Source organism: Roseivivax sp. CAU 1753 (genome assembly GCF_054482575.1).
The window spans coordinates 435,200-459,824 of the sequence record NZ_JBTLRF010000002.1; the positions used below are offsets into that span (position 1 = coordinate 435,200).

Sequence of the window (24,625 nt, forward strand, 5' to 3'; positions counted from 1 at the left end):
ACCAATGGTGGCATACCCTGTCGGCGATCCCGGAGGACATCGGAACGGTATGGGCGACAAGGTGGTATCGGCACAGGTGGAACTGGCCCGCGCACGGGCATCGGTGCGACGCGGGCTGGTGGCCGTGGCGCTGTTCAGTGCCGTGGTGAACATCCTGATGTTCACCGGCCCGCTCTACATGTTGCAGGTCTACGACCGGGTGCTCGGTTCCGGTTCGGTCGAGACGCTTGTGGCGCTGTCGGGTCTGGCGGTCTTCCTTTACGCGGCGATGGGTCTGCTCGACGGGGTGCGCGCGCGGGCGCTGTCGCGGATCGCGGGCGGGTTTCAGGCGCGGCTCGATCCGTTGGCCTTCCAGGTGGCGCTCGACCCCGAAGCGGCGAAGGACGGCGGCCCGGCCCCCGGCCCCGACGCGTTGTCGTCAATGACGCGCGGTCTGTCCTCGACGGCGGCGGCTTCGGTTTTCGACATCCCCTGGACGCCGCTTTTTCTGCTGGCGATCACCCTCTTTCACCCCTGGCTCGGGGTGCTGGCCACCGTGGGCGGCGTCACGCTGATCATCATCGCGCTGTCGCAACGCTGGCTGACCCGCAAGCGCGAGGCCGATTTCGCCACCTCCGCCCGCGCCAGCCTGCGGCTTGAAACCCTCGCCAAGTCAGAACGCGAGACGATCTTCGCGCTGGGCATGCGCCGGGCACTCGCCACCCGCTGGCAGGCCGAACGGCGGCGCGGGCTGAACGATCACGTCGCACTGGCCGATCGGGTCGGCGCCTTCAGTGCCACGGCCCGGGCGATCCGGTTGCTGCTGCAATCGGCGATGCTGGGTCTGGGGGCCTATCTGGCCATACAGGGTGTCGTCAGCCCCGGCGCGATGATCGCCAGTTCCATCCTGCTGGGCCGCGCGCTGGCCCCCATCGAAACGGTCATCGGCCAATGGCGGCTGCTGTCGGGCGCGCTGGCGGCCTCGGCGGCCCTGTCGCGCGCCATCCGCGATCGCCCCGCGGCACCCGAATTGCTGGCGCTGCCAGACCCCGAGGCGCGGGTCGAACTGCACAGCGTGACCATCGTGCCCCCGGGCCAGCCCGAACCGACCCTGCGCAGCGTCAGTTTCACCCTCGAACCGGGGCAGGCGCTGGGCGTCATCGGCCCCTCGGGCTCGGGCAAGACCACGCTGGCGCGCGCGCTTGTGGGCCTCTGGTCGCCGCGGATCGGCGATATCCGCCTGGGCGGCGCGCGGCTGGACCGCTACGAGGACGAACGCCTTGGCAGGCTTGTCGGCTACCTGCCGCAGCGGGTGGCGCTGTTCGACGGCACCGTCGCCGAGAATATCGCCAGGATGGACCCGGAACCGGACCACGCGGCGGTGCTGAAGGCGGCGCAGGCGGCCGGTGTGCACGACATGATCCTGCAATTGCCGCAGGGCTACGAGACGCCGATCACCGCACCCGGTGCGCCCTTGTCGGGCGGGCGGGTGCAGCGCATCGGGCTGGCGCGGGCGCTTTACGGCGATCCGGTTCTGCTGGTTCTCGACGAACCGGACGCCCATCTGGACCACCCCGGCGGCGAGGCGCTGAATGCCGCGATCCGCCACATCAAGGCGACGCGGGGCGCGGCGATCATCATGGCGCACCGCCCGTCTGCGATCGCCGAATGCGATATGCTGCTGATGCTCGAGAACGGTCAGCGAACGGCTTTCGGCCCGCGCGAGGAGGTGCTGCGCGCGCGGGTCTCGAACCACGCCAAGATCGCCACCGCCGCGCGCAAGACCGGCACCGGGGGGGGCGCATGACCGACCCGGGTTTCTCGATCCGCTCGACCGTGCTGGCGGGCCTTGCCGTGATCGCCCTTCTGGGGGCGGGGCTGGGCGGTTGGGCCGCGTCGGCAAAGATCGAGGGCGCGGTCATCGCCGCCGCCGTGATCGAGGTCGCCGCCGAAGAGATCGTGGTCCAGCACCCCGAAGGCGGCGTTGTTGCCGCGGTGTCGATCCGCGAGGGCGACACCGTCGCCGCGGGTCAGACGCTGTTGCAGCTCGACCCCACCCGCATCGACGCCGAGATTGCCGAGGCCGACAGCCAGTATTTCGAGTTTCTGGCCCGCCGCGCGCGTTACGAGGCGGAGCGCGACGGGCGAGATACGCTCGATTTCGTTGCGGAATTGCGCCAGCGCGGCGCGGAAGACCCGGATGTCGCCGAGCTGATGACCGGCCAGTCCCGCCTGTTCGAGGCCCGCGCGGCTGCCCTCATGCGCGCCGAGGAGGAACGCCGCCTGACCCGTGCCCGGCTTGACGCGGATCTGCGCACCATCGACACCGAACGCCGTGGCATCCTCATCGAGACCGAGATCGTGGCCGAGGAACTGGCCGACCAGCAAAGTCTGCTTGCGCAGGGACTGGTGCAGATGAGCCGCGTGCGTAGCCTGCGCCGCACCTCGGCGCAGCTTGACACACGGTTGGAATCGCTCGAGGCGCGCACCAGCGCCACCCGCACCCAGATCGAGGAAATCGCCGCGTCCGCCGCGCGCATGCAGGACGAACGCCGCGCCGAGATCATCGGAGAGTTGCGCGAGGTCCGGGCGCGCACCCGGCTGCTGGCGGCCCAGCGTGCCGCGTTGGCCGAAGACCGCAGGCGGCTTGAGATCGTGGCTCCGACCGCGGGCGTGGTGCATGATCTGCGCGTCACCGCCGCCCGCGCGGTGATTGCGCCGCGCGATCCGATCCTGACGCTGGTGCCGCAGGACGAGACGTTTCGCGTCATGGCGCGGATCGCCCCCGCCGAGATCGACCGCGTTTGGCCCGGCCAGCCGGTCACGCTGCGATTGACCGCGCTGGACCAGCGCACCACGCCGCGCATCGATGGCAACGTGGTCTGGGTGTCGGCGGATGCGCTGGTCGACCGCCAGCAGGGCACCGCCTATTACCGGGCCGAGATCACCTTTGCCGAGGATGCGCTGCCGGAGGGCATCAATCTGGTGCCGGGCATGCCGGTCGAGGCGTTTCTGCGCACCGGTGCCCGCACGCCGTTGTCCTACCTGCTCAAGCCGCTGACGGATTACATGAACCGCGCCTTCCGCGAGGCCTGACCGCCCCTGACCGGCCCCGACCGGCCCCGACCGACCTTGACCGGCCCCGAGACGGGCCCCGAGACGGGCCCGAGACCGGAAACCTGCTTTCCTGCCGCGCGTCCCGGGGGTAGCCTTTCGTCGAACAACCAAATGCGAGAGCGCCATGAGCAACGCCATCGAAACCCGCCTTTCCGATCTGGGCCTCACGCTGCCCGATGCCCCCATGCCCGCCGCCAACTACGTTCCTTACGTAAACAGCGGCGGCACGCTTTACGTATCGGGCCAGATCAGCCAGTCAGAAGACGGGCTGACGCTTGGCAAGCTGGGACAGGACATGGATGTCGGCGCCGGGGCCGAGGCGGCGAAATCCTGTGCGCTCAGCCTGATTGCGCAGGTCCGCGCGGCCTGTGACGGCGATCTGTCGCGACTTCGCCGGGTGGTGAAACTGACCGGTTTTGTCAATTCGACCGCCGATTTCACCGATCAGCCCAAGGTCATCAACGGCGCCTCCGATCTGATGGTTGCGGTCTTCGGCGATGCCGGGCGGCATGCGCGCTCTGCGGTTTCGGCGGCGTCCCTGCCTCTGGGGGTTGCGGTCGAGATCGAAGGCATCTTCGAGGTCGACTGACCATGAACCCGACCCTTCCCGCCGGGTTCCTCGACCGCCCGATCGCGCATCGCGGCTTTCACGACAAGACCCGCAACCGACCGGAAAATTCGCGTGCGGCCTGCGAGGCGGCGATTGCGAAGGGCTATGGCATCGAAATCGACGTGCAGTTGTCGCGGGACGGTCAGGCCATGGTCTTCCACGACTACGACCTTGAGCGGCTGACGGCGACGCCGGGTGCGATCCTGGCCCGGGATTCCAAGGCGTTGACCGCTATCCCCCTGCGCCACGGCGACGAGACGATCCCGACCCTGACCGATATCCTGTCGCTGGTTGCCGCACAGGTGCCGCTGCTGATCGAGATCAAGGATCAGGACGGCGAGATGGGCACCGATGTCGGCGCGCTCGAGGCGGCGACGGCCTCGGCGCTGGCGAACTATCAGGGCGAGGTCGCGCTGATGTCGTTCAACCCCCACAGCGTCGCGCGGGTGGCTCAACTGCTGCCCAACGTTCCGCGCGGGCTGACCACCGCCGCGTTCGAGCAGAGCGACTGGCCGATGCTGCCGGCGGCGGTGCGCGAACGGCTTGCCGGGATCCCCGATCTCGAGGATGTGGGCGCGGCCTTCATCTCGCACGACCGCCGGGCGCTTGACATGGCGCGGGTGGCCCAGATCCGCGAGGCCGGTCTGCCGGTGCTGTGCTGGACCGTGCGCAGCCCCGAACAGGAGGCCGAGGCGCGGCGTATCGCGCACAATATCACGTTCGAGGGATACGACGCTTGAAGCCCGGCCACCCGGGGCCAGATAAACTCCGGAAAGGCGACAGCCCATGGACGACACCCCTCCGGATCGGACGATCTCGATAGCGATGCATGCCAGCCTTGCGGACATTCCCGCAGAGGTCTGGGATGCCTGTGCCTGCCCCGAGGCGGCTGACGGGGGGCCGCCCGACGATCCGTTCACGACGCATCGCTTTCTTCTGGCGCTCGAGCAATCGGGCTCGGTCGGGCGGGGCAGCGGATGGGATCCGCGCTACCTGACCGCCGAGGTCGCGGGCGAGGTCATCGGCGTCGCGCCGCTTTACGTCAAGAGCCACAGTCAGGGCGAGTACATCTTCGACCACAACTGGGCGCATGCCTTCGAGCGGGCGGGCGGTCGCTATTACCCGAAACTCCAGATCGCGGTTCCGTTCACGCCCGCGACGGGCCGTCGCCTGCTGGCGCGACCGGGGTTCGAGACGACCGCCGAGGCCGCGCTGCTGCAGGGCGCGATCCAGCTTGCGGACGAAAACGGCCTGTCCTCGTTGCATGTGACCTTTTGCACGCCCGAAGAGGCGCGGCGCGGTGCCGCGATGGGCCTGCTGCCCCGCGTCACCCAGCAATTCCACTGGCTGAACCACGGCTACGACAGCTTTGACGATTTCCTGGCGTCCCTGTCGTCGCGCAAGCGCAAGAACATCCGCAAGGAACGGGCGCAGGCACAGGGTTTCGGCGGCACCATCCATCGCCTGTCGGGCGACGATCTGCGGCCCGAACATTGGGACGCGTTCTGGACCTTCTACCAGGACACAGGCGCGCGAAAATGGGGCACGCCTTACCTGACCCGCGCGTTCTTCGACATCGCCCAAGAGACGCTGCGCCGGGACATGGTGCTGGTCCTGGCCGAAAGGGACGGGGACTATGTCGCCGGCGCGCTGAATTTCGTCGGTCGGGATGTGCTCTATGGTCGCTACTGGGGGTGCCGCGAACATCACCCCTGCCTGCATTTCGAGCTGTGCTATTACCAAGCCATCGACATCGCCATCGAACGCGGGCTCGCGCGGGTCGAGGCAGGGGCGCAGGGCGAACACAAGCTGGCGCGCGGCTATCTGCCGACCGAAACCAATTCGCTGCACTGGATCGGCGATGCGGGTTTCTCGGACGCGGTGGCGCGCTACCTTGTCGAGGAACGCCGGGCCATCGCCGAGGACATCGAGGTTCTCACCGAATACGGCCCGTTCCGCAAAGCCAACCCGGAGGAGCAGGAATGACCGAGAAACTGACCGAGGCCGCCCGCAACAGCGATCTGAAGCCGCTGCTGAACGCTGGCTGGGCGCTGGAGGACGGGCGCGATGCCATCACCAAGCGCTTCAAGTTCGCCGATTTCGTCGCCGCGTTCGGCTGGATGACGCGCGCGGCCATCCATGCGGAAAAGTTGAACCATCACCCGGAATGGTCGAACGTCTACAACAGCGTCACGGTCACCCTGACGACGCATGACGTGGACGGCCTGTCGCCGCTTGACGTCAAACTGGCGCAGAAGCTGGACGCGCTTTGATCCGCTGAACCCAGGCGGCGGGTCGCCGGGCCGCGCGGACGTCCCCCGCGACCCGGTCTTCGATCGGCCCGCGCCTCAGATCGCCGCAAGCAGTGCCTCGCCCGCCGTCGCCTCGCAGACGCCGCGGCCTTCCTCTTCGTGGAAAACCTGCACGACGCCGTCCTCGACCACCATCGCGTAGCGGATCGAGCGGTCGATGAACCCGACCGGCGGTGCCGAGAACGCCATGCCCACGGACTTGGTGAAGGCGCTGTCGGGATCGGCCAGCATGGTAATGCCTGCCGCATCCGCCCCGGTCGTTTCGGACCAGACCTTGAGCACGAAGGGATCGTTGACCGCGAGGCAGATGATCTCGTCGATGCCCTTGGCGTCGAACTGGTCCTTGGTGCGGATGAAGCTGGGCACATGCGCGGAATCGCAGGTCGGCGTAAACGCCCCCGGCACCGCGAAGATCACCACCCGCCGTCCCCGGAGCCTGTCGCCAAGATCGACCTGTTCGGGCCCGTCCTCGCCAAGCCTGACCAGCGTGGCCCCGGGCAATGTGTCCCCTACGGATATCGGCATGGCACGTCCTTTCACGTTTGCGTCCTGTCAGGCCGGGATATAGGCGTATCTGCGAAAAGGAAAATGGCATTCGGGGGAAGGCAGGACATGGGCGATGTCGTCGTGATCGGGGCGGGTCAGGCCGGGGCGGCATGTGTCGCGCGCCTGCGTCAGAAGGGCTTTGCGGGCGGCATCACCCTGATCGGCGAGGAACCCGTTCCGCCCTATCAGCGCCCGCCCCTGTCAAAGGCCTACCTGCTGGGCGACATGGAGCTTGAGCGGCTGTATCTGCGCCCAGCGCAGTTCTACCAGGACAACGCCATCGACTTGCGCCTTGGCACGCCCGTCACCGGCATCGACCCCGCGGCGCGGACCCTGACGCTCGGGTCCGAGACGCTGGCTTATGACGATCTGGTGCTGGCCACCGGTGCACGTCCGAACCGTCTGCCTGCGGCGATGGGCGGCGATCTGGGCGGGGTCTTCACGGTGCGCACCCTGCGGGACGTCGATGCCATGGTGCCGCGGTTCGTCACCGGCGCGAGGGTGCTGATCGTTGGCGGCGGCTATATCGGGCTTGAGGCGGCGGCGGTGGCAGCGAAGCGCGGCCTCGACGTCACGCTGGTCGAGATGGGCGCGCGCATCCTGTCCCGCGTCGCCGCCCCCGAGACCTCGGATTATTTCCGCGCGCTGCACGCACGGCACGGGGTCGACATTCGCGAAGGCACGGGGCTGGTGTGCCTCGTGGGCGACGCCGGTCAGGTAAGGCGGGCCGAGCTGTCGGACGGCAACATGCTCGACGTGGATTTCGTCATCGTCGGTGTCGGCATCACCCCCGATACCCGTCTGGCCGAGGCCGCGGGCCTGGCGATCGAGAACGGCATCCGCACCGATGCGGCCGGGCGCAGCTCGGACCCGGCGATCTGGGCGGCGGGCGATTGCGCCTCGTTTCCGTATGGCGACGGACGCCTGCGTCTTGAAAGCGTCGGCAATGCCATCGACCAGGCGGAATGCGTGGCCGACAACATCGCGGGCACCGCGCGCGCCTATGAGGCCAAGCCCTGGTTCTGGTCGGATCAATACGACACCAAGCTGCAGATCGCGGGCCTGTCGACCGGCTATGACCGCATCGTGACGCGGCAGGGCGCGGCGGACGCGGTGTCGTTCTGGTATTTCACCGGCCCGCGCCTGATCGCGGTGGATGCGATGAACGATCCGCGCGCCTACATGGTCGGCAAGCGCCTGATCGAGGCGGGCAAATCGCCGGATCCGGACGCGGTCGGCGATGTCGCGACCGACCTCAAGGCGCTGCTGCAGGCGTGAGGATCATCGCGGGCACATATCGGGGCCGGGCGCTGGCGGCGGTGGGCAAGGGCGATCCGGGCGCGCATCTGCGGCCCACCACCGACCGGGTGCGCGAAAGCCTGTTCAACATGCTGGCGGGGGGGCGCTTTGGCGATCCGTTCAGCGACGCCATCGTGCTCGATCTGTTCGCGGGCACGGGCGCGCTGGGGCTCGAGGCGCTGTCGCGCGGCGCGGCGCAAGTCACCTTCGTCGACGACGGGCGCAAGGCGCTGTCGATCCTGCGCCAGAACATCGCGCTGCTTGGGTGTGCCTACGCGACCCGCATCGTCCAGCGTGACGCGACACGCCTGCCCGACGCCGCCGCCCCCGCCACGCTGGTCTTCCTCGATCCCCCCTATGGCAAGGGTCTGGGCGCGAAGGCGCTTGGCGCGGCGCGCGACGGCGGATGGATCGCGCCCGGTGCCCTGATCGTGTGGGAGGAAAGCACCCCGCAGGCCCCGCCCGAGGGCTTCCTGCCCCGCGAGAGCCGCCGCTATGGCGACACCCACGTGACGCTGCTCGAGGCCGGATAAAAAGCGCTGGCCAAGGCCGATCCGGCCCCTTACCGTCTTATTCAAATTGTTGAATATCGGGAGGAACCTCATGTCCTGGCACCCCAGCCGCCGCGATCTTCTGAAAACCGCCGCCGCCATGCCGGCACTCATACTGCCAGCCTCGGGCGCAAGCGCGGCGCTGGGCGGACCCGCCGCCGCGAACCCGGCGCATTTCCGGTTCACCCTCGGCGATGCGAAGATCACCGTCGTCTCTGATGGCTATTTCGAACTGCCGACATCGGGGCTGGGCGTCAACGCCGACGAAGGCGCGGTGCAGGACTTCCTCGCCCGGCACTTCCAGTCGACGGAACTGGGGTATTCGCACACCAACCACGTCGTGATCGAGCAGGGCGCGCACACCATTCTGGTCGATATCGGGTCGGGCGACCGGTTCCTGCCCACGGTCGGGCGCCTGTTGGGCAACCTGTCGGATGCGGGCATCGACGCGGACGCGATCACCCATCTGGCGATCACCCATGCGCATCCCGATCACGTCTGGGGCATTCGCGACGATTTCGACGAGGCGCTGCTGCCGGACGCCGAGAAGTTCATCGGCGAGGCGGAATATGCCTATTGGATGCAGGATGGTCTTGCCAGCCAGGTCGCGCCAGAGCGGCAGCAATTCGTCGTGGGGGCGCAGAATTCGCTGTCGACCGACGGGTTGGAGTGGACGCAGGTTGCCGACGGCACAGAGATCGCGCCGGGCCTGCGCATGATCATGACCCCCGGCCACACGCCCGGACACATGAGCCTGATCCTCGAGGCAGGCGGCGAACAGTTGATGATCCTGGGCGATGCGATGACCCACGCCTATCTCAACTTCTCGCATCCCGACTGGTACAACGAGATCGATCACGACGGCCCCGAAACCGCGGCGACGCGGCGGCGGCTGCTGGACATGGCGGCGGCGGATGGCATGGCGGTGCTGGGCTATCACTTCCCGTTCCCCGGGGTCGGCCACGTCATGCGCGAGGGCGACGCCTATCGGTTCGTGCCCGCGCTCTGGCAATGGGAGTGACGGACCGGCGCAAGGACCCGCACAGGACGGCAGATGGCCGGACAGCGCTTGGCTGGTTGACACCCGGCCCGCCGTGCCGCGCGATCCGGCCCGCCCACAGGCTATCGCGGTGGGCGGGCCGATGATCACGCCGCCTCCGTTCCGATCCCGAGATCCGAGACGGCAAGGCCGCTGCCGGTCACGCCACGCGCCGCAGCCTACCCGTATGTCGGGTGGAACCTGCCTGCCGGAGAGGACGTGAAGATGTCGACGCCGTCGGCGGTGACGCCGACCGAATGTTCGAACTGCGCCGACAGGGACTTGTCGCGCGTGACCGCCGTCCAGTCATCGGCCAGAACCTTGGTCGCATGGCCGCCGATATTCACCATCGGCTCGATGGTGAAGAACATGCCCTCTTCCAGCACCGGCCCGGTGCCCGCGCGACCATAGTGCAGCACGTTGGGCGGGGCGTGGAACACGCGACCCAGCCCGTGGCCGCAGAAGTCGCGCACCACCGACATGCGCTGCGCCTCGACATAGGTCTGGATGGCGTGACCGATATCGCCGAAGGTGTTGCCCGGCTTGACCGCGTCGATGCCCATCATCAGCGCGTCATAGGTGACCTGGATCAGCCGCTCGGACTTGCGCGGCAGCTTTCCGGCCACATACATCCGGCTGGTATCGCCGAACCAGCCATCGACGATGACGGTGACGTCGATGTTCAGGATGTCGCCATCCTTCAGCTTCTTGTCGCCGGGAATGCCGTGGCAGACCACGTGATTGACCGAGATGCAGGTGGCGTGCTGATAGCCCTTGTAGCCGATCGTCGCCGAGGTCGCGCCCTCTTCGGCGATGCGGTTGCGGATGAAGTCGTCGATGGCACCGGTGGTCTGGCCCACATCGACCAGGTCCGCCGCCTCGTCGAGCAGCTGCGCCGCGAGGCGGCCTGCCTTGTGCATGCCGGCAAAATCGGCAGGCTCGTAGATGCGGATGCCATCTCGGGTCAGACGGCCTCGGGGCGCTTCATTCACACCGGGTCTCCATTCGTTTGTCGACGGTTATTGTAATGCCTCGCGACCGGCTTTGCCAACCGAATGCCGCATCGCAGCTTGCACGGACCCGTGACGCGGCGCGCATCAAGGCGCGGTCGGGCGATCATGGCGCCACGAAGGGCAGGATCGGCCCCGCAGTGATGCCCTCCGGCGTGATCTCGGTGCCAAGCGCCATTGCCTCGACACCGCGCGCCCGGGCATCGGCAAAGGCGGTGGCATAGGCGCTGTCGATATCGGCGGCCAGGGTCACGCGGGCGGCATCGTTGCGGGCCACGAGATAGAGCATGACGGCGCGGTGCCCGGCCTCGGCCATCGCAGCGAGGTCGCCCAGATGCCGGGTGCCGCGCGCGGTGACACTGTCGGGAAACTCGGCCAGGCCGGGGCTGCGCGACAGGGACACGGACTTGACCTCGACATAGGTGTCGGTGCGGCGGTCATCCTGCAACAGGAAGTCGATGCGGCTGCCGTTACCGTATTTCTGCTCTGGCCGGATCGCGCCGTAGCCGGTCAGCCCGGGCACCATGTCGGCCTGCAACGCGGCGCGCACGACGCGATTGGCCATGCCGGTATCGACGCAGACCAGCCCGCCGCCCGGCACCTCGACCAGTTTCCAGCTCCAGTCCAGCTTTTTTCTCGGGTCGTCGTTCGGTTCCAGCCAGATCCGCGCGCCCGGTTCGGCCAGCCCCGACATCGCGCCGGGATTGGCGCAATGGGCCACCACCTCGCGCCCGTCGTCCAGCCGCGCATCGCAGAGGAAGCGTTTGTAGCGACCGATCAGCCGGGCCGGGACGAGAGGGGTTTGAAAGCGCATGGCACCGGCCTATAGCTAGGACACGTACGAAGGCCAAGGAGAGAGACGATGGCAAACCCCCGCGCCGCAATGCTGGTGATCGGCGATGAAATCCTCTCGGGCCGGACCCGCGATGCGAACATGCACTTCCTCGCCGGGGAGTGCACCAAGCGCGGCATCAACCTTGCCGAGGTGCGCGTCGTATCCGACGACCGAGATGCGATCGTGGCGGCGCTGCGGGCGTTGCGCGACAGCTTCGATGTGGTTGTGACCTCGGGCGGCATCGGGCCGACCCATGACGACATCACCGCAGACTGCGTCGCCGCGGCCTTCGATACGCCCATCGACGTGCGCGACGATGCCCGCGCGATCCTGGCCGCGCATTACGAGCGTACCGGCAAGGAGCTGAACGAGGCCCGCCTGCGCATGGCGCGGATCCCTGAAGGCGCGACGCTGATCGACAATCCGGTCTCGGCGGCACCCGGCTTTACCCTGGGCAACGTGCATGTGATGGCCGGGGTGCCGTCGGTCTTTCAGGCGATGGTCGCCAGCGTCCTGCCGACACTCACCAGCGGCGCGCCGATGCTCAGCCAGTCGCTGCGGGTCGAGCGGGGAGAGGGCGATATCGCTGGACCGCTGCGGGCGCTGGCCGAGGAATTCGACGATCTGTCCTTTGGCTCCTATCCGTTCCACGACAACGGCATATTCGGGGCCAATGTGGTTGTGCGCGGCACCGATCCGGGCCGCGTCGACGCCGCGATGACACGGCTCTGCGCGGTTTTCGACGGATGATCGATCTGACCGGTATGCTCGATGCGACCTGGCCTGCGGACCGCAAGCTGGAAACGCCGGGGTTCATCCTGCGTGCCGGGCAGGGCGGCGGCAAGCGGGTCTCGGCGGCCACTGCCGCAGACAGTTGGACCGCATCGCAGATCGCGCCTGCCGAGGCGGCGATGCGCGGGCTTGGCCAGACGCCGCTGTTCATGATCCGCCAGGGCGAGGCCGAGCTTGACGCAGAGCTTGAGGCGCGCGGCTATCGGGTGGTCGATCCCACAGTCATCCTGTCCGCGCCCATCGATGCCATCGACGACCGCGACATCCCTCGTGTCACCGCCTTTACCATCTGGGAACCCCTGGCGATCATGTACGAGATCTGGGCCGCCGCCGGTATCGGCCCCGCGCGACTTGCCGTCATGGACCGGGTGACAGCGCCGAAGACCGCCATTCTCGGGCGGATCAACGACAACCCCGGGGGGGTCGCCTTCGCCGCCATCGCCGACCGCAACGTCGTCGTGCACGCGGTCGAAGTGGTGCCGAAGCTGCGGAACATGGGTCTGGCCAAATGGATGATGCGGCAGGCCGCGCGCTGGGGGCGCGCGCATGGCGCGACCCATCTGGTGATCCTGGTGACCCGCGCCAATGCCACGGCCAACGCGCTTTATGCGGCCCTTGGAATGTCCGAAATTGGAGGATACCACTATCGCACCCACCCCGAGGAGACACCGTGAGCAAACTGCCAGCCCCGACCGCGCTTGATCTGCCGCAGGTTTCGCCGCTGCCCGCCGATACGCAAAAGTATTTTGACATCTGTCAGGAAAAGCTTGGCATGGTGCCCAATGTGCTGCGTGCGCATGCCTTCGACATTGCCAAGCTCAATGCATTTGCCGGGCTTTACAACGAATTGATGCTGGCCGACTCGGGCCTGTCCAAGCTCGAGCGTGAGATGATCGCGGTCTGCGTCTCGGCGATCAACCGCTGCTTCTACTGCCTGACCGCCCACGGGGCCGCCGTCCGCGAGCTTTCGGGCGACCCGATCCTCGGCGAAATGATCGTGATGAACTGGCGCGTGGCCGACCTGTCGCCGCGCCATCACGCCATGCTGCGCTTTACCGAGAAGGTCACCCAAAGCTCGGCCCTTGTCGAAGAGGCGGACCGCGCGGCATTGCGCGACGTCGGCTTTTCGGATCGCGACATCTGGGACATCGTGAATGTCGCGGCCTTCTTCAACATGACCAACCGGGTCGCAAGCGCCACCGACATGCGTCCGAATGACGATTACCATTCTCAGGCGCGCTAGCCTGATCCTCTGCCTCTGGGCGGGGCCGCTTGCGGCGTTTGAGGTGCCCCTGCCCGACGGGGCCGAGGTGACCGCGGATATCCGTCAAGGCGGCGCGGTCTACGCGCTGCCGACCGGTCCGTGGACGATCGAGACCGGCATTCCCGTGACCAGCATCGAAGGCGACGTCACCCGCCGCGCATGGCGGATCGACGGCACCCAGATCACACCGACACAGCTACTGTCGCCGATTCGCACGGCGCTGGAGCAGGCGGGCTACACCCTGCAGCTCGATTGCGCGGCGCGGCGGTGCGGCGGCTTCGACTTTCGCTTTGCGACGGATGTGATCCCGGCACCCGACATGTATGTCGATATCTCGAACTTCCGGTTCCTGTCGGCGATCGGCCCGCAGGGCGACGGCGTTGCGGTGCTGACCAGCCGCCACCTCGCGGCAGGCTATGTGCAGGCGATCACCGCACGGCCACGGGGCGGCGACGCGGTCCCGGCCTTGCGCCAAAGGGAGCCCGTCGGCACGGTCGGCACGGTCGGTTCCGGCGGCGCGCAGGTGTTGCCGCGGGTCAGCGCTGATCTGTCCGGCATCATCGCCGATCTTGAGTCGCGCGGCGCGGTCATTTTGCAGGGCGTGGACTTCGCCAGCGGCTCGGCGGCGCTTGACCCCGGTCCGGTGCCGGAGCTTGATGCGCTGGCCGCCTATCTGGCCGCCACGCCTGACCGACGTATCCTGCTGGTCGGGCACACGGATGCGATAGGCTCGCTCGCGGGCAATCGCGCGCTGTCGCAGCGCCGGGCCGAGGCCGCCGCCGCCTATATGCGGGCCGCCAACGTCGCGCTGGACCAGATCGCGGCGGAAGGCGCGGGCTACCTCGCGCCCATCGCCTCGAACCTCACCGAAGCGGGCCGCCAGGCGAACCGTCGCGTCGAGGCGGTGCTTCTGCCGCGCGATTGACCCCGCCCGAGGGGTGGAATCGGCCCCGCCCATCCCTTACCTGTGGGGATGACAACAGGAGCCAGACATGCCCAACCCGCCCCTTACACTGTTTCTCGCGGCCCCGCGCGGCTTTTGCGCGGGCGTCGACCGGGCCATCAGGATCGTCGAGATGGCGCTGCAGAAATGGGGCGCGCCGGTCTATGTGCGCCACGAGATCGTGCACAACAAGTTCGTCGTCGATGGGCTGCGCGACAAGGGTGCGGTTTTTGTCGAAGAGCTTGACGACTGCCCGGTGGACCGTCCGGTGATCTTCTCGGCCCATGGCGTCGCCCGGGCGGTGCCTGCCGCTGCCCGGGCGCGCGACATGATCTATGTCGATGCGACCTGTCCGCTGGTCTCGAAGGTGCATATCGAGGCCGCGCGGCACCATGAGAACGGTCTTCAAATGGTGATGATCGGGCATGCCGGTCACCCCGAAACCGTGGGCACGATGGGGCAGCTGCCCGAAGGCGAGGTGCTGCTGGTCGAGGTGCCCGAGGACGTGGCCGGGCTGAATGTGCGCGACCCCGACAGGCTGGCCTTCGTGACCCAGACGACGCTGTCGATCGACGACACCGCCGAGGTCGTGGCGGCCCTGCGCGCGCGCTTTCCGGCCATCGTCGGGCCGCACAAGGAAGACATCTGCTACGCCACCACCAACCGGCAGGAGGCCGTCAAGGCAATGGCCCCGAAATGCGACGCCCTGCTGGTCGTCGGCGCGCCCAATTCGTCCAATTCCAGGCGGCTGGTCGAGGTCGGCGCCAAGGCCGGGTGCGGCTATGCGCAGTTGGTCCAGCGCGCCACGGATATCGACTGGCGGTCGCTTGAGGGCATCCGCACCATCGGCCTGACCGCCGGGGCCTCGGCCCCGGACGTGCTGATCCAAGAGGTGATCGACGCCTTCCGCGCCCGCTACGACCTGACCGTCGAGACCGTCACCACCGCCGAGGAAAACGTCGAGTTCAAGATCCCGCGCGTGCTGCGCGAGCCGGCCTGAGCGCCGCGCCGACGCCCGCCCGGGCGGAGAAGCCGGTCCCGCGCCGCATCAATCCGGCAGCAGCAGCGTCTCCAGCGCCCGGCCCATGACCCGCGCGGTGTCCAGCATGTCGGTCACGCCGATCCATTCATCCGGCTTGTGCGCCAGTTCCAGCACGCCGGGCCCGTAGGCGATGCAGTTCTTCAGCTTGCCGATGCGGTCGATATGTTTCTGGTCGTAGCTGCCCGGCGAGGCCACGAACGCAGCCTCCTGTCCCAGCGCGTCGGCGATCGCCGCGCGGATCGTGGTGACGACCGGCGCATCCTCGTCCGTCATCGAGGGCAGCACGCGGTTGATCTCGCGCAGGGAGTAGTCGAAATTGTCGCGGCTCGCCCTGAGCCCGTCGAGCAGTTCGCGCATCTCGGCCTCGACCGCCTCTATCCCCTCTTCGATCAGGAACCGCCGGTCCACGGTGATCCGGCAGCTGTCGGGCACGCAATGGGCGGGCAGGGCGGTGCTGCCCGGGTCCTTCTCGGGTTGGCCGCCGTGGATCGCGTTGATGTTCATCGTCGATTGCCGCGCGCCGTCCGGGATCACCGGCATGTCGGTGTGCCGGGCGGCCATGGCGGGAAACAGGTCCCGCTCGAAGGCGTCAAGCACCGCGCCCATGTGCCGGATCGCACAATCGCCCAGAAACGGCATGGACCCATGGGCAATCTCGCCGTGGGTTTCGATCTCGGCCCACCATCCGCCGCGATGCCCAAGACAGATGCGATCCTTGCCAAGGGGTTCCGGGATGATGACGTGCTGGACACGGGCGGGATCGAAAAAGCCCTGTTCGGCCAGGTAGGCAACGCCGCCATAGCCGCCCGATTCTTCGTCCGCCGTGGCCGATATCTCGATCGCGCCCGCGTAATCGGGGTGTTCTTGCAGGAACGCCTCGACCGCGATGATCGACGCGGCAAGCCCGCCCTTCATGTCGCAGGCCCCGCGCCCATAGATGCGGTCGCCTTCCATGACAGCGGCAAACGGATCGCGTGTCCAGCCGCGACCGACCTCGACCACGTCGATATGCGAATTGAAATGCACGCAGTCGCCTGGGCGGGGGCCTTCGCGGCGGGCCACGAGGTTCCAGCGCGGGAAGCGGTCGGTGTCGCCGGGCGCGCCCTCGGCGCGGATCATCCGGGTCTCGAACCCCAGCGGGCGCAGGCGGTCGCCCACCAGCGCGCAGCATTCGTGGTAGAATTGCCCCGGCGGGTTCAGCGTCGGGATCCGGATCAGGGCCTGTGTCAGCGCGACGATGTCGTCGCGGCGCGCTTCGATACGGGTATAAAGGGGGTCGGACATGGGGCCGATTTTGATCCCTCGGGCGCAGGCGCGCAAGCCCGATCACATGTCCGGCAGTCGCCCGATGGTCAGCGGCCCCAGCGACACGCGCCCCTTGTCGATGCGCAGCGTCAGATCCAGATCGTCGCCCGACCCGCTAAGCCCCGCAACCACGTTGAACACGTTTTCAAGCAGCGGCACCACTTCCTGCGGCAGCCGCCCCTCCTGGCCCGCGCGCGCCAGCAGCGTGCGCCACTGTTCGGCGTCCAGGGTCAGCGGGCCGGACAGCCTGCGCTTGTCGTCGATCTCGAAGTCGCCGGACAGCGACAGCCCCGCGCCCCCGGACCTGTAGGTCAACCCGTCAAGCGCGATGGTTTGCAACTGCGCGGCAGCACTCAGCGCCCCCGCGAGCCCAAGCGTGGCATCTAGCGAGATGCGTTCGTCCCCGGCCTTGGGGGCATCGGGGCCGACCGGGGCGGCGGCAAGGGCCAGACGCCAGGTCTCTGGTTGACCGGGCAGGCGGTTCAGCGTGCCGCCCAGATCGCGCAGGTAGATGTTGCTCCGACCGTTGCGGATCAGGTCGAGCCGGGCGGCCTCGATGGCGATCCGGTCAAGGGTTCCGTCCTCGCTGACCGCGCTGGCGCGCAGGCCGTCCCCGTCGATGGTGATCTGCTCGCCATTGAATTCCAGACGTTGTCCGCCCAGCGCCGCGATGATCAGATGCTCGGGGTCGTAGACCAGTTGCATGACCTGCAGCTTCGGCACCTCCCAGCGCAGACCCGGGCGGGGTTCGAGCACCAGTTCCTCAAAGCGGGCATCCAGACGGTTGGGAAAGCCATGCACCGAGATATCGGCGGCTTCCGCGACCCAGCCATCGGCGCGCTTGGCCGCGAACCAGGCGTCGATCTCACCGCGCAGCGCCCGCGCCTGCCAGAACCATGCCCCGGACCACAGCAGCGCCGCCGCGACCACGACCAAAATCAGCTTCTTCATGTTCCTGCCCTTTTCGCCCGGCCACATTTGGTATTTAGAACGCGGGCGATGAAAGGACCAGAATCCATGACGCTTTGGGTCTTCGGCTACGGATCACTTCTCTGGAACCCCGGCTTCGACGTGGTCGAGAAGGTGCCCGCGCGCCTGCCGGGTTATAGGCGCAGTTTCTGCATGCGCTCGATCCATCATCGCGGCACCGAGGAAGACCCCGGCCTCGTTTTGGCCCTCGACGCCGATGAGGGTGCGGCCTGCGACGGCGTGGCCTTTGCCGCGGACCCCGACAAGGCCGACGAGGTCCTGGCCTACCTGCGCGCGCGTGAACTGATCTCGTCGGCCTATCTTGAACGCCAGGTGACCCTGTCGCTGTCCGACGGGCGCGTCATCACCGCCGTGGTCTACGTGATCGATCCGGATCACGTGCAATACTGCCACCTCGAACTGGAAGAGCAGGCCCGGATCATCGCGCGGGCGGTGGGCGGACGCGGGCCCAACACGGAATATCTTTTCAACACGGCGCAGCATCTGGACGAACTGGGCATCCCCGATGCAGAGCTGCAATGGCTCGACCGGCGCGTGCGTGAACTGAACGCTTAAGAACTTGGCTTGCCAAAGCCGAGAGTCTAGTCTTTGCAAGACAATGAACTGAAGCGTCAGGAGCGATCCCGTTGGATCAACCGGACCTCGAGGCCGAGCCGCATTTTTCGCAACCGTTGCGCCAGCTGTTTCTCATGCTGGCGGTGCTGGTGCTGTCGGCTGTGGGTGCCGTCATGGCCTTGCCATCGGTGCTGCCGGTGTTCCAGGCGAACCCGTATCTGAACGGCTTTATCATCCTGGTCTTCTTCATCGGCGTGCTGGCCTGTTTCTGGCAGGTGGCGCAGTTGATGAACTCGGTCCGCTGGATCGAGAATTTCGTCCACGGGCAAGGCGACAGCGGCGGCGCGCCGCAACTTCTGGCACCTCTGGCGGCGCTGCTTCGGGCCCGCGGGCGGCGAATGAAGATCACCACGACCTCGACCCGGTCGATCCTCGACTCGGTGGCGCAGCGCATCGACGAGGTGCGCGAGATCACGCGTTACATCGTGTCGCTGCTGATCTTCCTGGGCCTTCTGGGCACGTTCTGGGGACTGGCCACAACCGTGCCCGCGCTGGTCGAGACGATCCGTTCGCTTGCGCCGCAGGCCGGCGAAAGCGGCGTCGATGTCTTTTCGCGGCTGATGAACGGGCTCGAGGGGCAATTGGGCGGCATGGGCATCGCCTTTGCCTCGTCGCTTCTGGGGCTTGCCGGTTCGCTTATCGTGGGGCTGCTGGAGCTGTTCGCCGGGCACGGTCAGAACCGGTTCTACCGCGAGCTTGAGGAATGGCTGTCGTCGATCACCCGCATCGGCGTATCCTCGGGTGACAGCGAGGGCGCGGGCGAGATGTCCGGCGCGGCGATGGCGCTGGAACAGGTGGCCGATCAGCTTGACGGCATGCAGCGGCTCTATGCGCGATCCGAAGACAGCCGGTCCGAAGTGGAAGGCCAGTTGGGCCAGTTGGCGGATTCGATCGAGCGGATGACCGAACGGCTTGAGGCGTCGGCGCCGTCGGCGTCTGCCTTCGCGCGGCTGGCCGAGGGGCAGGAACGGCTGATCGACGCGCTGACGCGGCAGGAAGATACCGGCCTCGACGCGGAAAGCCGGATGCGCCTGCGCTCGATCGACGTGCAGATGCTGCGGATCCTCGAAGAGATGTCGGCGGGGCGGCAGGAAAGCATGGCCGAACTGCGCACCGATCTGGCCGCGCTGAGCCGGGTGATCGGACAGATGAGTCGGCAATCGGGCAAGGGCGGCGTGGGCGGCGGCGACAAGGGCCCGGGTTCTGCGCCGGTGCGCCCGCAGCGTGTCACCACCCGCCGGCAGGAGAGCTGACCCATGGCGCTGTCACGGCGCACAGGCCAACGCTTCCAGGCCGCGATCTGGCCGGGCTTCGTCGATGCGATGACCGGACTCTTGCTGGTGCTGATGTTCGTGCTGACGATCTTTCTGGTGATCCAGGCGGTGCTGCGCGAGACGATCTCGGGGCAGGAAAGCCAGCTTTCATCGCTGACCGACCAGATCGCGTCGCTGGCGGACGAACTGGGCATGGCAGAGCGTCAGAACACGGCCCTGACCAACCGTGTCGGTGCGCTGGAATCGACGCTGGAGAACCGCGATTCGCGGCTTCTGGAACAACAGACCTTCATCGCCGCCCTGACCGCGGAGCGCGACCGCGCGGAGGCCGACCTGGCCGCGGCCGAGGGCCGGATCAGCGATTTCGAGGACCGGGTGACCGCACTTCTGGCCGACCGCGACGCGGCCCGCGACCGGATCGCGGATCTGACCGCGACACAGGAAGACCTCGAAGCCGCCCGCAGCGCGCTTCTGTCGGAACGCGAGGCGCTGAACCTGGCGCTCGCCAGTGCCCGCGACGAGATCGACGCCGAAGCCGAAGCGGCCCGGCTGGCGGCGGCGCAGCGCGAAGCGATGGAGGCTCTTGTCGCCGACCTGCGGGCGCAGACCGCCACAACCGAGGGCGCGGTCGACCAGTTGTCCGGACGGGTCGACGAATTGACCGAGGCCCTGAGCGCGGAAGAGGCGGCGCGGCTGGCCGAAGCCGAGGCCGCACGGGCCTTGCGCGCGCGGCTTGAGACCGCCACTGCCGAACTGACCGCGATGACCCTGCAACTCGAGGCGCGACGGCAAGAGGCCGAAGACACCCTGACGCTGCTGGCCGCGGCGCGCGCCGCCGGGGACGAGTTGAACACCCTGCTCGAGACCGCGCTTGCGGGCCGCGCCGAAGTCACGGCGACCAATGCCGACCTGCGTGCCGAACTTGCGGCGTTGCTGGCGGCGCAGGCGCGATCCGAGGCGCGCGCCGCCGAAGCGATGAGCGAAGCGGAAGCGCAGGCGGCACTGCTGTCGGCGGCCCGCGACACGCTGGCCGGTCAGGAGGTGCAGACCGAAGCGGCACAGCGCGAAGCCGAGGTGCTCAACCAGCAGCTGACCGCCTTGCGCCAGCAGCTTTTGTCGTTGCAGGAAACGCTCGATGCGGCGGCGGCCAGCGACGCCGATGCGCAGGTGCAGATCGACAACCTGGGCGCGCGGCTGAACGCCGCGCTGGCTCGTGTTGCAACCGAGGCGCGGCGGGCGCAGCAGGCCGAGGCCGAGACCCTGCGGCTGGAGGCAGAGCGCGCGGCCCGGCTCGAGGCGGAAAACCGCGATCTGGAAAGGTACCGATCGGAGTTTTTCGGTCAGTTGCGCGCGCTGTTGGCGGATCGGGACGGGGTGCGGATCGAGGGTGACCGCTTTGTCTTTTCCTCCGAGGTGCTGTTTGCGCCCGGTGAGGCAGAGCTGTCGGCCGCGGGGCGGCGCGGAATCGCCACCGTCGCGGGCATCCTGCGCGACATCGCCGACGAGATCCCCGAGAGCATTGATTGGGTGATCCGGGTCGATGGCCATACCGACGACATCCCGATCTTGCCCGGTGCGAAGTTCGCCGACAACTGGGAGCTGAGCCAGGCGCGCGCCCTGTCGGTGGTGCGTTTTCTGATCGACACCCAGGGCATTCCGCCGTCACGGCTCGCGGCAAACGGTTTTGGAGAGTTTCAGCCGGTCAACCCCGCGAAGACGGTGGCGGCACGGGCGCAAAACCGGCGTATCGAGCTGAAACTGACCGAGAAGTAGCTTTTCCGCCCTGTCGGGCGTCAGCGCACGCGCAGATGGGCGTGGCGGACCGCGATGATCGTGTCGCCGCGGGTCAGTCGGACGCTGCCTTCATAGGCGCCCGCGGGCCAACCTGTCGCGGGGGCACGCTTTCCGTAGGCGCGGAAGCCCTCCGCGCGCGCGTCCTTGACAAGGATCCTGTGGGAAAAGACCGGCCCGTCGGGACCGCGTGCGGAAAGTTGCAATACGTCCCCCGGCGCTGGGTGGAACATATGCCCATAGACCACCAGCGGATCGCCGGGCCCCATGTCGGTCACCCGCGCGGCACCGGTGCGGACATCGTCGAAGGAGGGCACGCCGGGCGAGAAGCCCGCGGTGAAAAGGCCGCTTTTGGTATAGGCCGGGGGCGAGACCCAGAGCGTCGCCTGGGCGCTGCCGCAGACGCCGTCCGCATCCGGGGCGAACGGGTCGAGCCAGACACCGTCCTTCAGAACCGCGATATGCAGATGCGCGAAGTTGGTCTGGCCTGACAGACCGACGCGCCCGAGCCGGTCGCCTGCCGCGACGCGGTCCCCAGGTGCCACGGCCACGGACCCTTCGGCCATGTGGCAATAGAGCGTCTGGTGGCCGGAGGAGTGTGCGAGGCGCACGGCGTTGCCGCATTCCTGGCCTGCCACTTCGCCCGGATCGCCAAGGCGACGGTCGGGAACGCCGTCGCGCACCGCCTCGACCACGCCCGGTGCCGACGCCAGCACATCGACGCCTTCGCGCATCGCGTCCTCGGACAGAAGGGCGATGTCGGTGCCGTGATGCCCGTCGCGGGATTTCAGGCCGCAGGCATGGTCGCGCATGCCGGGGCCGTCCTGCGCATCGGCGTAATCCTCGATGAAACAGGTCTGCCCAAGCGTGCAGTCCACCGGCCAGTGCAAGAAGGGAACCTCCGCCGCGGTGGCCGCAGCGGAGGTCAGGACGAACAGCGCGCAGAGCGCGGGTTTCATCAGTCGGCGGTCAGCAGCGGCGGCTTCTTGGACGCCAGGCGCCGCTTTTCGGGTCCGTCGAGTTGCAGGTCGAGCTTGCCGTCCTTGACCGCGACCCGCACGACGCCGCCCTTGGCGAGCTTGCCGAACAGCAGTTCCTCGGCCAGCGGCTTCTTGATGCTTTCCTGGATCACGCGACCCAGCGGACGCGCGCCCATCTTGTCGTCATAGCCCTTGTCCGCCAGCCATTCGGCGGCGGGTTTGGTCAACTCGATGGTGACGTTGCGGTCCATCAGCTGCGCCTCGAGCTGCAGCACGAACTTCTCGACCACCTGCAGGATCGTCGATTTCGGCAGCGGCGCGAAGGAGATGACCGCGTCCAGGCGGTTGCGGAATTCCGGCGTGAAGGTCCGTTCGATCGCGGCGGTATCCTCGCCCTCGCGGCGGTCGCGACCAAAGCCGATGGCGGCTTTCGCCTGTTCCGATGCGCCGGCATTCGAGGTCATGATCAGGATCACGTTGCGGAAGTCCACCGTGCGCCCGTTGTGATCGGTCAGCGTGCCGTGATCCATCACCTGCAACAGGATGTTGTAGACGTCCGGATGCGCCTTCTCGATCTCGTCGAGCAAAAGGACGCAGTGGGGATGCTGGTCGACCCCGTCGGTCAACTGGCCGCCCTGGTCAAAGCCGACATAGCCCGGAGGCGCACCGATCAGGCGCGAGACCGCGTGCTTTTCCATGTATTCCGACATGTCGAAGCGCAGCAACTCGACCCCGAGAGAATCCGCCAGCTGCTTGGCCACCTCGGTCTTGCCGACGCCCGTGGGGCCCGCAAAGAGGTAGTTGCCGATGGGCTTTTCGGGTTCGCGCAGACCGGCCCGCGACAGCTTGATCGCCGAGGACAGCGCCTCGATGGCGGGGTCCTGGCCGAACACCACGCGCTTGAGCGAGGCTTCGAGATTGCGCAGAACCTCGGCGTCGTTGCGCGATACGTTCTTGGGCGGGATGCGCGCGATCTTCGCGACCACATCCTCGATCTCCTTGGTGCCGATGGTCTTGCGGCGCTTGCTTTCCGCCACCAGATGCTGGGCCGCTCCGGCCTCGTCTATGACGTCGATGGCCTTGTCGGGCAGCTTGCGGTCATTGATGTAGCGCGCCGACAATTCGACTGCGGTCTTGATCGCATCGGCGGTGTATTTGACGCCATGATGCTCTTCGAAATAGGGCTTGAGCCCTTTCAGGATCTTGACGCTGTCGGCGACGGTCGGCTCGGCCACGTCGATCTTCTGGAACCGGCGAGACAGGGCGCGGTCCTTTTCGAAGTGCTGGCGGAACTCCTTGTAGGTGGTGGAGCCCATGGTGCGCAGCTTGCCGCCCTGAAGCGCGGGCTTGAGCAGGTTCGACGCATCCATCGCGCCACCCGAGGTGGCACCGGCCCCGATCACGGTGTGGATCTCGTCGATGAAAAGAATGCCGTCGGGATGCTCTTCCAGTTCGGTGACGACGGCTTTGAGGCGTTCCTCGAAATCGCCGCGATAGCGCGTGCCCGCGAGAAGCGCACCCATGTCGAGCGAGTAGATCGTGGCATTGGCCAGAATCTCGGGCGTTTCACCCGCGACGATCTTGCGCGCGAGTCCCTCGGCGATGGCGGTCTTGCCGACGCCCGGATCGCCCACCAGAAGCGGGTTGTTCTTGCGCCGGCGGCAGAGGACCTGGATGCAGCGCTCGACCTCGGAATCGCGGCCGATCAGCGGGTCGACATCGCCCTTGCGGGACTTGGCGTTGAGATCGACGCAGTACTTCGCCAGCGCGGATTCCTTGCCGTCGTCGACCGGCTGGGCTTCGGCGGCCTGCGCCTCTTCGTCGTCGGTTGCGCCCTGCACGGGACGGGTTTCGCCGAAGGCGGGGTTCTTGGCCACGCCATGGGCGATGAAATTCACCGCGTCATAGCGCGTCATGTCCTGTTCCTGCAGGAAGTAGGCGGCATTGCTTTCGCGTTCGGCGAAGATCGCGACCAGCACGTTGGCCCCGGTCACTTCGGTGCGCCCCGAACTTTGGACGTGGATCGCGGCGCGCTGGATGACGCGCTGGAAGGCCGCCGTCGGCACCGCTTCGGAGCCGTCGATATCGGTCACCAGATTGGCAAGGTCGTCGTCGATGAATTCCACCAGCGTTGTGCGCAATTCTTCGGTGTCGACGTCGCAGGCTTTCAGCACCCGCGTGGCATCGGGCTCATCGACCAGTGCAAGAAGCAGGTGTTCCAGCGTCGCAAATTCGTGACTGCGCGAATTGGCAAGCGCGAGCGCTGCATGAATGGCCTGCTCAAGGGAATTCGAGAATGAAGGCACTGGCGATGCTCCTCTTGTTTGTGCC

The 24,625-nt window shown here is 67.4% G+C and carries 24 protein-coding genes; 17 read left to right on the forward strand and 7 right to left on the reverse strand.

The window, feature by feature from the left end:
• Positions 1 to 4 precede the first annotated feature (4 nt).
• From ACXYMN_RS07050 to ACXYMN_RS07075, 6 genes are all read left to right on the forward strand, one after another.
• Entirely contained in the window at positions 5 to 1,786 is a 1,782-nt protein-coding gene (locus ACXYMN_RS07050) for a type I secretion system permease/ATPase (protein WP_459012814.1), read from the forward strand.
• A complete protein-coding gene (locus tag ACXYMN_RS07055) occupies positions 1,783 to 3,075 on the forward strand; it encodes an HlyD family type I secretion periplasmic adaptor subunit (protein WP_459012815.1) in 1,293 nt (430 codons plus the stop codon). The genes ACXYMN_RS07050 and ACXYMN_RS07055 overlap by 4 nt, the downstream gene beginning before the upstream one ends.
• 145 nt (positions 3,076 to 3,220) lie before the next feature.
• The gene (locus ACXYMN_RS07060; protein WP_459012816.1) at positions 3,221 to 3,685 is read left to right on the forward strand and encodes a RidA family protein; all 465 of its coding nucleotides are present in this window, start codon (positions 3,221 to 3,223) and stop codon (positions 3,683 to 3,685) included.
• A 2-nt stretch (positions 3,686 to 3,687) separates the two neighbouring features.
• Positions 3,688 to 4,446: a glycerophosphodiester phosphodiesterase family protein gene (locus tag ACXYMN_RS07065; RefSeq protein WP_459012817.1), complete on the forward strand. Its 759-nt coding sequence runs from the start codon at positions 3,688 to 3,690 to the stop codon at positions 4,444 to 4,446.
• Between the two features lie 85 nt (positions 4,447 to 4,531).
• Complete coding sequence (locus ACXYMN_RS07070; protein WP_459012898.1) at positions 4,532 to 5,692, forward strand: GNAT family N-acetyltransferase; 1,161 nt, start codon at positions 4,532 to 4,534, stop codon at positions 5,690 to 5,692.
• Positions 5,689 to 5,979, forward strand: a complete 291-nt coding sequence (locus ACXYMN_RS07075; protein ID WP_459012818.1) for a 4a-hydroxytetrahydrobiopterin dehydratase — start codon at positions 5,689 to 5,691, stop codon at positions 5,977 to 5,979. Before ACXYMN_RS07070 ends, ACXYMN_RS07075 begins: the two co-directional genes overlap by 4 nt.
• 75 nt (positions 5,980 to 6,054) lie before the next feature.
• Here ACXYMN_RS07075 and ACXYMN_RS07080 read toward each other — a convergent pair whose 3' ends face one another.
• On the reverse strand, positions 6,055 to 6,543 hold the full coding sequence (locus ACXYMN_RS07080) for a redoxin family protein (RefSeq protein ID WP_459012819.1): 489 nt from the start codon (positions 6,541 to 6,543) through the stop codon (positions 6,055 to 6,057).
• Positions 6,544 to 6,630: 87 nt separating this feature from the next.
• Here ACXYMN_RS07080 and ACXYMN_RS07085 point away from each other — a divergent pair, with 87 nt between their 5' ends.
• From ACXYMN_RS07085 to ACXYMN_RS07095, 3 genes are all read left to right on the forward strand, one after another.
• Positions 6,631 to 7,842, forward strand: a complete 1,212-nt coding sequence (locus tag ACXYMN_RS07085; RefSeq protein WP_459012899.1) for an NAD(P)/FAD-dependent oxidoreductase — start codon at positions 6,631 to 6,633, stop codon at positions 7,840 to 7,842.
• Positions 7,839 to 8,396 (forward strand): 16S rRNA (guanine(966)-N(2))-methyltransferase RsmD, encoded by a 558-nt coding sequence (gene rsmD / locus ACXYMN_RS07090; protein WP_459012821.1) that lies wholly within the window; start codon positions 7,839 to 7,841, stop codon positions 8,394 to 8,396. The genes ACXYMN_RS07085 and rsmD overlap by 4 nt, the downstream gene beginning before the upstream one ends.
• Before the next feature lie 70 nt (positions 8,397 to 8,466).
• A complete protein-coding gene (locus ACXYMN_RS07095) occupies positions 8,467 to 9,435 on the forward strand; it encodes an MBL fold metallo-hydrolase (RefSeq protein ID WP_459012822.1) in 969 nt (322 codons plus the stop codon).
• A 197-nt stretch (positions 9,436 to 9,632) separates the two neighbouring features.
• Here ACXYMN_RS07095 and map read toward each other — a convergent pair whose 3' ends face one another.
• Positions 9,633 to 10,445, reverse strand: coding sequence for a type I methionyl aminopeptidase (gene map / locus ACXYMN_RS07100; protein ID WP_459012823.1), 813 nt, complete (start codon positions 10,443 to 10,445; stop codon positions 9,633 to 9,635).
• A 124-nt stretch (positions 10,446 to 10,569) separates the two neighbouring features.
• Positions 10,570 to 11,277, reverse strand: a complete 708-nt coding sequence (sfsA, locus tag ACXYMN_RS07105; protein ID WP_459012824.1) for a DNA/RNA nuclease SfsA — start codon at positions 11,275 to 11,277, stop codon at positions 10,570 to 10,572.
• A gap of 48 nt (positions 11,278 to 11,325) precedes the next feature.
• On the opposite strand from sfsA, the gene ACXYMN_RS07110 reads away from it, so the two are divergent.
• The 5 genes from ACXYMN_RS07110 to ispH all read left to right on the forward strand — a co-directional run bounded on the left by ACXYMN_RS07110 (position 11,326) and on the right by ispH (position 15,297).
• The gene (locus tag ACXYMN_RS07110; protein ID WP_459012825.1) at positions 11,326 to 12,048 is read left to right on the forward strand and encodes a competence/damage-inducible protein A; all 723 of its coding nucleotides are present in this window, start codon (positions 11,326 to 11,328) and stop codon (positions 12,046 to 12,048) included.
• The gene (locus ACXYMN_RS07115; RefSeq protein ID WP_459012826.1) at positions 12,045 to 12,764 is read left to right on the forward strand and encodes a GNAT family N-acetyltransferase; all 720 of its coding nucleotides are present in this window, start codon (positions 12,045 to 12,047) and stop codon (positions 12,762 to 12,764) included. Before ACXYMN_RS07110 ends, ACXYMN_RS07115 begins: the two co-directional genes overlap by 4 nt.
• A 5-nt stretch (positions 12,765 to 12,769) precedes the next feature.
• A complete protein-coding gene (locus tag ACXYMN_RS07120) occupies positions 12,770 to 13,333 on the forward strand; it encodes a peroxidase-related enzyme (RefSeq protein WP_459012900.1) in 564 nt (187 codons plus the stop codon).
• On the forward strand, positions 13,305 to 14,279 hold the full coding sequence (locus ACXYMN_RS07125; RefSeq protein ID WP_459012827.1) for an OmpA family protein: 975 nt from the start codon (positions 13,305 to 13,307) through the stop codon (positions 14,277 to 14,279). Before ACXYMN_RS07120 ends, ACXYMN_RS07125 begins: the two co-directional genes overlap by 29 nt.
• Positions 14,280 to 14,346: 67 nt before the next feature.
• Positions 14,347 to 15,297, forward strand: coding sequence for a 4-hydroxy-3-methylbut-2-enyl diphosphate reductase (ispH, locus tag ACXYMN_RS07130; protein WP_459012828.1), 951 nt, complete (start codon positions 14,347 to 14,349; stop codon positions 15,295 to 15,297).
• A gap of 48 nt (positions 15,298 to 15,345) precedes the next feature.
• Here the strand turns inward: ispH and ACXYMN_RS07135 are convergent, their stop codons facing one another.
• Positions 15,346 to 16,623 (reverse strand): acetylornithine deacetylase/succinyl-diaminopimelate desuccinylase family protein, encoded by a 1,278-nt coding sequence (locus ACXYMN_RS07135; RefSeq protein ID WP_459012829.1) that lies wholly within the window; start codon positions 16,621 to 16,623, stop codon positions 15,346 to 15,348.
• A 42-nt stretch (positions 16,624 to 16,665) separates the two neighbouring features.
• Positions 16,666 to 17,595 (reverse strand): DUF2125 domain-containing protein, encoded by a 930-nt coding sequence (locus ACXYMN_RS07140; RefSeq protein WP_459012831.1) that lies wholly within the window; start codon positions 17,593 to 17,595, stop codon positions 16,666 to 16,668.
• 66 nt (positions 17,596 to 17,661) lie between these two features.
• Here ACXYMN_RS07140 and ACXYMN_RS07145 point away from each other — a divergent pair, with 66 nt between their 5' ends.
• The 3 genes from ACXYMN_RS07145 (at position 17,662) to ACXYMN_RS07155 (ending at position 21,296) form a co-directional block, all read left to right on the forward strand.
• Entirely contained in the window at positions 17,662 to 18,189 is a 528-nt protein-coding gene (locus ACXYMN_RS07145; RefSeq protein ID WP_459012832.1) for a gamma-glutamylcyclotransferase, read from the forward strand.
• Positions 18,190 to 18,260: 71 nt separating this feature from the next.
• On the forward strand, positions 18,261 to 19,502 hold the full coding sequence (locus ACXYMN_RS07150) for a biopolymer transporter ExbB (RefSeq protein WP_459012833.1): 1,242 nt from the start codon (positions 18,261 to 18,263) through the stop codon (positions 19,500 to 19,502).
• A gap of 3 nt (positions 19,503 to 19,505) precedes the next feature.
• The gene (locus tag ACXYMN_RS07155; RefSeq protein ID WP_459012834.1) at positions 19,506 to 21,296 is read left to right on the forward strand and encodes a peptidoglycan -binding protein; all 1,791 of its coding nucleotides are present in this window, start codon (positions 19,506 to 19,508) and stop codon (positions 21,294 to 21,296) included.
• Between the two features lie 20 nt (positions 21,297 to 21,316).
• Here ACXYMN_RS07155 and ACXYMN_RS07160 read toward each other — a convergent pair whose 3' ends face one another.
• Positions 21,317 to 22,273: a M23 family metallopeptidase gene (locus tag ACXYMN_RS07160; protein WP_459012835.1), complete on the reverse strand. Its 957-nt coding sequence runs from the start codon at positions 22,271 to 22,273 to the stop codon at positions 21,317 to 21,319.
• Positions 22,273 to 24,600, reverse strand: coding sequence for an ATP-dependent Clp protease ATP-binding subunit ClpA (clpA, locus tag ACXYMN_RS07165; protein WP_459012836.1), 2,328 nt, complete (start codon positions 24,598 to 24,600; stop codon positions 22,273 to 22,275). Before clpA ends, ACXYMN_RS07160 begins: the two co-directional genes overlap by 1 nt.
• Positions 24,601 to 24,625: the final 25 nt, after the last annotated feature.

What these genes read in the sequence shown, in the direction of transcription:
- sfsA (WP_459012824.1), bottom strand. Translation starts at nt 11,277, where the DNA reads ATGCGCTTTCAAACCCCTCTCGTCCCGGCCCGGCTGATCGGTCGCTAC.
- ACXYMN_RS07140 (WP_459012831.1), bottom strand. Translation starts at nt 17,595, where the DNA reads ATGAAGAAGCTGATTTTGGTCGTGGTCGCGGCGGCGCTGCTGTGGTCC.
- ACXYMN_RS07060 (WP_459012816.1), top strand. Translation starts at nt 3,221, where the DNA reads ATGAGCAACGCCATCGAAACCCGCCTTTCCGATCTGGGCCTCACGCTG.
- ACXYMN_RS07095 (WP_459012822.1), top strand. Translation starts at nt 8,467, where the DNA reads ATGTCCTGGCACCCCAGCCGCCGCGATCTTCTGAAAACCGCCGCCGCC.
- ACXYMN_RS07145 (WP_459012832.1), top strand. Translation starts at nt 17,662, where the DNA reads ATGACGCTTTGGGTCTTCGGCTACGGATCACTTCTCTGGAACCCCGGC.
- ACXYMN_RS07155 (WP_459012834.1), top strand. Translation starts at nt 19,506, where the DNA reads ATGGCGCTGTCACGGCGCACAGGCCAACGCTTCCAGGCCGCGATCTGG.
- ACXYMN_RS07085 (WP_459012899.1), top strand. Translation starts at nt 6,631, where the DNA reads ATGGGCGATGTCGTCGTGATCGGGGCGGGTCAGGCCGGGGCGGCATGT.
- ACXYMN_RS07065 (WP_459012817.1), top strand. Translation starts at nt 3,688, where the DNA reads ATGAACCCGACCCTTCCCGCCGGGTTCCTCGACCGCCCGATCGCGCAT.
- ACXYMN_RS07110 (WP_459012825.1), top strand. Translation starts at nt 11,326, where the DNA reads ATGGCAAACCCCCGCGCCGCAATGCTGGTGATCGGCGATGAAATCCTC.
- ACXYMN_RS07115 (WP_459012826.1), top strand. Translation starts at nt 12,045, where the DNA reads ATGATCGATCTGACCGGTATGCTCGATGCGACCTGGCCTGCGGACCGC.
- ACXYMN_RS07075 (WP_459012818.1), top strand. Translation starts at nt 5,689, where the DNA reads ATGACCGAGAAACTGACCGAGGCCGCCCGCAACAGCGATCTGAAGCCG.
- ACXYMN_RS07125 (WP_459012827.1), top strand. Translation starts at nt 13,305, where the DNA reads ATGACGATTACCATTCTCAGGCGCGCTAGCCTGATCCTCTGCCTCTGG.
- ACXYMN_RS07135 (WP_459012829.1), bottom strand. Translation starts at nt 16,623, where the DNA reads ATGTCCGACCCCCTTTATACCCGTATCGAAGCGCGCCGCGACGACATC.
- ACXYMN_RS07050 (WP_459012814.1), top strand. Translation starts at nt 5, where the DNA reads ATGGTGGCATACCCTGTCGGCGATCCCGGAGGACATCGGAACGGTATG.
- ispH (WP_459012828.1), top strand. Translation starts at nt 14,347, where the DNA reads ATGCCCAACCCGCCCCTTACACTGTTTCTCGCGGCCCCGCGCGGCTTT.
- ACXYMN_RS07070 (WP_459012898.1), top strand. Translation starts at nt 4,532, where the DNA reads ATGCATGCCAGCCTTGCGGACATTCCCGCAGAGGTCTGGGATGCCTGT.
- ACXYMN_RS07080 (WP_459012819.1), bottom strand. Translation starts at nt 6,543, where the DNA reads ATGCCGATATCCGTAGGGGACACATTGCCCGGGGCCACGCTGGTCAGG.
- ACXYMN_RS07055 (WP_459012815.1), top strand. Translation starts at nt 1,783, where the DNA reads ATGACCGACCCGGGTTTCTCGATCCGCTCGACCGTGCTGGCGGGCCTT.
- ACXYMN_RS07160 (WP_459012835.1), bottom strand. Translation starts at nt 22,273, where the DNA reads ATGAAACCCGCGCTCTGCGCGCTGTTCGTCCTGACCTCCGCTGCGGCC.